This is a genomic window from uncultured Mucilaginibacter sp. (genome assembly GCF_903913935.1).
GTDB lineage: Bacteria > Bacteroidota > Bacteroidia > Sphingobacteriales > Sphingobacteriaceae > Mucilaginibacter.
The window spans coordinates 1-5,486 of sequence record NZ_CAIWNH010000483.1 but is presented as its reverse complement, the minus strand read 5'-3'; the positions used below and the strand labels follow the sequence as shown (position 1 = coordinate 5,486).

At 40.3% G+C, this 5,486-nt stretch carries 4 protein-coding genes; 2 read left to right on the top strand and 2 right to left on the bottom strand.

The genetic code is table 11. The features are described 5' to 3' along the window. The first annotated feature begins 24 nt into the window (after positions 1-24). Positions 25-1,641, top strand: coding sequence for a DUF3943 domain-containing protein (locus tag QZY09_RS19435; RefSeq protein ID WP_295675067.1), 1,617 nt, complete (start codon positions 25-27; stop codon positions 1,639-1,641). A gap of 19 nt (positions 1,642-1,660) precedes the next feature. Here the strand turns inward: QZY09_RS19435 and QZY09_RS19430 are convergent, their stop codons facing one another. Next, positions 1,661-2,482, bottom strand: a complete 822-nt coding sequence (locus QZY09_RS19430) for a phytanoyl-CoA dioxygenase family protein (protein WP_295675065.1) — start codon at positions 2,480-2,482, stop codon at positions 1,661-1,663. A 124-nt stretch (positions 2,483-2,606) separates the two neighbouring features. On the opposite strand from QZY09_RS19430, the gene QZY09_RS19425 reads away from it, so the two are divergent. After that, positions 2,607-3,503 carry an AraC family transcriptional regulator gene (locus tag QZY09_RS19425; RefSeq protein ID WP_295675062.1) on the top strand — a complete coding sequence of 299 codons (897 nt, stop codon included), beginning with the start codon at positions 2,607-2,609 and terminating at the stop codon, positions 3,501-3,503. Between the two features lie 46 nt (positions 3,504-3,549). Here the strand turns inward: QZY09_RS19425 and QZY09_RS19420 are convergent, their stop codons facing one another. Then, complete coding sequence (locus QZY09_RS19420) at positions 3,550-5,133, bottom strand: alpha-amylase family glycosyl hydrolase (RefSeq protein WP_295675059.1); 1,584 nt, start codon at positions 5,131-5,133, stop codon at positions 3,550-3,552. Positions 5,134-5,486 lie beyond the last annotated feature (353 nt).

Here is a 5,486-nt window from a genome sequence, read left to right as displayed (position 1 = left end):
TCTAAAACGCACTAAGCGTATGTTATGACAAACTTGTACTTCATAATCCCGGCCGCTGTAATCAGTTTCGCGCTCGTAGTGTATATCATCAAAAAACCAAAAACAGCCTTGCTGTTTTTATTTATACTTTTTTCGTCCACCTATTTATTTGCACAGGTTACACCGGTTGACACGATAAAACCAGGGAATGGCCCCGTTAAAGACCAACTGAAACAAATAAAAGATGCAAAAAAGACAATTAAGGATACAACCGGTAACCAACCGGCAAAAAAGCCTTTTATTGATACAACCATCCGTAATAAATATGGCGATCTGTTAAACGACGATCCAAAATACAACCTAAAATATCCTTTTTGGAAACCTTTGGCTGGTGTTATGGGTGTCAACCTGTTTACATGGTCGATGGATAGGTTTTTGCTAAATGAAAGTTTCTCACATATCGGCCCCACTACCTGGAAAAATAATTTACGTCAGGGCTGGGAATGGGATGATGACCGGTTTGGCGTAAATTTTGTAGCACATCCTTATACGGGATCCATGTATTTTAACCAGGCGCGTTCGCAGGGGTATAATTATCTTCAATCCGTTCCGTTTGTTGCGGCCGGAAGCCTGATGTGGGAATATTTCGGTGAAAACACACGCCCCTCATATAACGACATTATCAATACCACGGCTAACGGCGCTTTCCTTGGTGAAGTATTTTACCGCTTGAGTTCAAACATTCTTGACGACCGCACCCGCGGTAGCGAAAGGGTTTTTCGTGAAGTTTTGGGTGGGTTGATCGACCCTGTACGTGGGTTTAACAGGTTGCTGGAGGGGAAAACATTCAGAAGAACTACAACTGATGTATATCAAAAAGAACCGTTGAATATAACGTTGGCAGCGGGTATCCATAAGATAAATGTGGATAATAATACAATTTTAGGCAATGGGCCCACTAACACGCTCATCAGTCTTCAAATTGACTATGGCAACCCATTAGAGGACAGGAAACGTAAACCTTTTGATTATTTTACCTTCCGCACTGAGTTTAGTTTCGGATCAGGTAGAAAAATTTTGGATAATGTGCTTGGGTACGGGGTATTATTTGGTGGCAATACGCATTTAGGAAAACTTTCTATGCTATATGGAGCTTTCCAATATTATGATTATTGGGATAATATGACCTTCGAATTGGGAACGATTGGCTTTGGCGGAGGGGTAGTAACCAAATTACCAATAACCGATGATATTATAGTTTTTACCACCGCCCACCTGGCCGGAGTTCCTTTGGCCGGCAACAGTACCAGGTTTGGCCCCGATACTTCGCAGGTAAGAGATTACACTTATAATAATGGATTCGAAGCTAAATTTGCTTCAACAATTAATTTTGGAACGTACGTAACTACATCCGTTGAATATTACTACTATTTACTGCATGCATTTTATGGGCCTGCCAGTAACAACCATATCGGCATTTTGAAACCAAAGATCACCGTCCATATAGTTAAGAATTTGAGTTTGGGTTTTGAGCATTTTATATACTATGATAACAGGTATATTAAAACATTGCCGGCAATACATTCCGTTCGTACAGAACAGAAAATATTCCTCTCGTTGTACCTGGAAGATCCGCAACGGAAAGGCGACTATGAGCAATAGGAAGCAGGAACATTGTCTTTTATAACAATAAAGGGTTCAATTCTGAATCTATCAATCCGCCTATGGGCTTGCCCATCAGCCATCTTTGATGGTCGTTTTTTTGCCAGTTATTTTTATGAGGCGTAATCCTTGCGCCATCGGCTACATAAATAATGGTCATCACCTCGCGCATTTTGTTTGAGTTATTGCCGTTGGCATGGTGTATCGTAAATCCCCTGTGCCAGGTGGCATCACCCGCATCCATGGTTTTTGCCCTGCTGATGGCGAAATGATGTTCTTTAACGTAATTGTCAAATGCATCGTCCGACTCATCCGAAATCTCGTAATTAAATATGGAACCATTTTTATATGATCCTGAAGCGAAAGTAAGCATGCCCATATCTACATCAATATCAACCAGTGGCATCCACATGGTAATGGTATTATTAGTGTCAATCGGCCAATAGTATTGATCCTGGTGCCATGGCGTTGGGCCCCCACCCGCTTCTTTAAACAAAGCCTGGTCATGGTATAGCCTCACATTCTCAACTCCCATTAAATCGGCAGCAATTTTTGCCATTCGTTTTGCAAGCACAAATTGCTTCACCTCTTTATCGTTTCGCCATAAATTCATGATCTGCAAAAAAGCTTTCCCATACGTATCACGATCCTGCAGTGGTCGCGTTTCGGTGTTATACTTTTCAGTAGCATCAACTATTACTGGCCGGTAAGCTGCAATCTCTTCTTTATTTAAAACTTGCGTAACTAAAGTATGGCCTTTTTCCCGAAACTCCTGAACGTTTTCTCCAGGTAATTCTTTAAAATCATCCAATAATGGCAAACCGGCAAGTTGTTTATTCATTTTGCTTTTTGTTTTACTCAAAGTAAGTTACACTTTCAAAAAAAAAAAATGAGGAAAATGGTGTAATTATGGATTATTTTATCCTTAAATTTACGATAACAAATCCAAATTGTTAAAATAAACCATGATCAAGGCTTCTTTCGAGATCATACAACCTGCCAACGGCCAGTCATTTTTATACAGAAAATTTGACAGGTCGGCCTTTGAAGCGCCTTATCATTTTCACCCTGAATATGAACTTACCTATATTATACAAGGTACTGGCAAACGTTATGTGGGAAGTCATATGAGTGATTTTACCGCAGGCGACCTGGTACTGCTTGGCCCTAACCTGCCGCATTGCTGGAAACTTGAAAAGGAGGAAGATTCACAAACAAATGCCAGCGCCATAGTTATACAATTTGATGGTGCATTTTTAGGCGACGATTTTTTTGATAAGAACGAGATGCAACTTATCAAAAAGTTGTTTCAAAAAAGCGGGTGCGGCATTTGTTTTAAGTCAGTTACGCAGGTTGTGGTTGATAAAAACCTGGAGGCGTTGAGCAAAGAAAAGAACAACTTCAGGATGCTGATGGGGTTATTGGAAATATTACAAAAGCTGGCAATCTCCAATGATTATGTTTTACTCGATCAGAACAAGAGTGTTGCGGAGCGTACGCCTGCCGAACAGGAACGTATTAACCCGGTATACGCTTACCTCGTTGAGAACTTCAGGAACCCGGTTTCACTTGATGTTGCCGCAGGCATTGCCAACATGACCACCAATGCGTTCTGCAAATATTTCAAGAAAATCACCCGAAAAACCTTTATGGAAACCATTATTGAGTACCGGCTCAATTATGCTATCCAGCAACTGGTACAAACTGATAAACCTATCTCCGATATATCCTATGAAAGCGGCTTTGGAGATGTATCACATTTTTACAAAATGTTCAAACAAAAAATGCATATCAGCCCCTTAAATTACCGCAAAAAGTTTATGCTAAGTTTGGAAGATGAAGCAGTAATTGGAGTGGCGTAAGAAATGTAGCACCTTACGCAGGGCGCTTCCTCTAAAAATCCATAAATTAATCAATCCTCACCACCTCGATGCCATACCCAGGCATTGTTATGTTAATATCCTTATTTAACATGCCAGGTTTGCTATCCCCATATAACACATTCCATTTACTGCCTATGCCTTCCACGCCTATGGATACAGTCTCCGGTTTATCCGAAAGGTTTACAGCAACAACAACTTTTTTATTTCCCTCGTATCGCATAAAGGAGAACACCTTAGCATTTTCGTTTTGTAGTGTTTTGTAAGTACCTTTTGTAATGATTGGATTTGCCTTCCGGATAGCAATCATTTTGCGGTAGAAATTCCAGAGGGAATTTGAGTCGTTTTGTTGCTCTTCGAATGAAATGCCTTTATCCGGCACATCGTTGTTAAAAGTATTGCGCCACGGGCCTTTAACTTTATACCAATAGGCGATTCCATTTCCATGGTCGCTTTTATACCATTCAAAAGCAGAGCGGTTTGGTATATCATTGGCATCTGTGGAGCCCAATGCTGCATTGGTACCGCTCATCCCTAATTCCTGCCCGTAATAAATGGAAGGGACGCCTCCAAGTAACAGGTTTAGTGCAGCGCCGATCTTTAAATGCCCGATTTCTCCATTTAAGCCATAACTAAATCGTGGGGTATCGTGATTCTCAATAAATACAACCTGTTGTTTATTTGCTGGTGTAAGCATAAAAGTTGAATCAGCAGCAGCAGCTATCTGGTCTTTTTTAAACGTTCGAATGGCAAAGGCAAGCCGGAAGGCAAATACCCTATCAACTCCTCCATTTGCAAAATAATCCTGCCCGATTGATCCCCAATTGGCTTGTTCAGCAATGATCTTCAATTTGGGGTTAACCATTCGGAGTTTGCTTAATAAAGGACGCCAAAACCTGGCAAACAAATCCGGAAGTTTATTGTCAAGGTTGTCCATCATATGGTCAAGCCTGAAACCATCCACACCATCATCAAATTTTCCATCACCGTTAGGGTCCTCCCAAAACTTAAACAGCTGGTAGTTATATTCAAATACTTTTGGGCTGTACAAATTCACGGTTGTTATTTTGCGGTAAACACTATCGTATCCCAATAGGCCCTTCAGGTTATATATAATGGCTGAGGGTGTAGTGTGGGCTATATCATCATATAAAATATAATCGCTAAAAGGCGATTTAAGATTATTTATGCCATCTTTCCACCAGGTATGGTCTTCAGTAACGTACTGGGTTTCCATGTCCATATAAAACTTCATCCTGCGGCGGTGCAGTTCTTTTATCAATAATAAATAATCGTGCATTGTTCCATAGGCCGGGTCGATCTTTTTGAAATCCGATGCAAAATAATTATGATAAAATACCGATTCGTATAACGGCGTAAGCAAAATAGCCGTCACTCCCAGGCGCTGCAGGTAGTCCAGTTTCAGGCAGATTCCGTTCAGGTCGCCCTGCATATCGCCATTACTATCGTAAAAACTGCGTTGAAATATATGATAGATGATCTCCTCCCGGTTACGCCCGGGTCTTTTAGCCAGGGGTTTTGAGCCAGCATTTGCAATTGAAAAAAAAAGCACAAGGAACAAAAATACGAGCAAGGAAGTGGCGGGCTTCATAAAGGGGGTTATTTATAGACCAAATTAACCTATCCTCAAATGATAAAAAAATGTTAATCTTAATTTAATTATGGTGCATTTTATCTCACACCAAATATGATTTAAATCATCCAAATAAATAAAAATCAATTTCAGAGATTAATATACGCTAATATTATGCCAAAATTATCTTCATAAAATTTGATAAGAATTTGTTACTTCGCGGGATTTTTGTTGTGTACCAGCACGCTTCAAAATAATCCGGAGCATGATGACGAGAAAGAACATTATTTTATTACTTTTCCCGAGCCAATTCCTGTCATTCAAACACATTTATGTGCAAAGTGGTCAAAATGCCGGATATTCCACGCACC

Coding starts and splice junctions, on each gene's coding strand:
- QZY09_RS19435 (WP_295675067.1), top strand. CDS start 25: ATGACAAACTTGTACTTCATAATCCCGGCCGCTGTAATCAGTTTCGCG.
- QZY09_RS19430 (WP_295675065.1), bottom strand. CDS start 2,482: ATGAATAAACAACTTGCCGGTTTGCCATTATTGGATGATTTTAAAGAA.
- QZY09_RS19425 (WP_295675062.1), top strand. CDS start 2,607: ATGATCAAGGCTTCTTTCGAGATCATACAACCTGCCAACGGCCAGTCA.
- QZY09_RS19420 (WP_295675059.1), bottom strand. CDS start 5,133: ATGAAGCCCGCCACTTCCTTGCTCGTATTTTTGTTCCTTGTGCTTTTT.